This is a genomic window from Rhizobium sullae, from assembly GCF_900169785.1.
Taxonomy (GTDB): Bacteria; Pseudomonadota; Alphaproteobacteria; order Rhizobiales; family Rhizobiaceae; genus Rhizobium; species Rhizobium sullae.
The window spans coordinates 1-301 of sequence record NZ_FWER01000225.1; the positions used below are offsets into that span (position 1 = coordinate 1).

At 62.1% G+C, this 301-nt stretch carries 1 pseudogene; it reads left to right on the plus strand.

The window, feature by feature from the left end:
- A pseudogene (locus tag BN1800_RS39885) lies at positions 1 to 301 on the plus strand (acetolactate synthase large subunit); the annotation flags it as partial.

Consider the following 301-nt stretch of genomic DNA (forward strand, 5'->3'; position numbering starts at 1 on the left):
TCGATCGCGCGGTTGAAATGATCCTTGCGGCCAAGCGTCCGCTGATCATGGTGGGCGGGGCGGCAAGCCGCCTCGACCAGCACTCGATCGCCCAAATCCGCGACTTCGTGCAACGCACCCGCATTCCCTTCTTTGCCACGCAAATGGGCAAGGGCGTCGTGGCGGAAGACTCCGACCTCTATATGGGCACGGCGGCGCTTTCCAAAGGTGACCATGTCCACGAGGCCGTCGACAAGTCCGACGTGATCATCGCGGTCGGCCACGACACGTGCGAAAAGCCTCCGTTCATCATGTCTGAGGG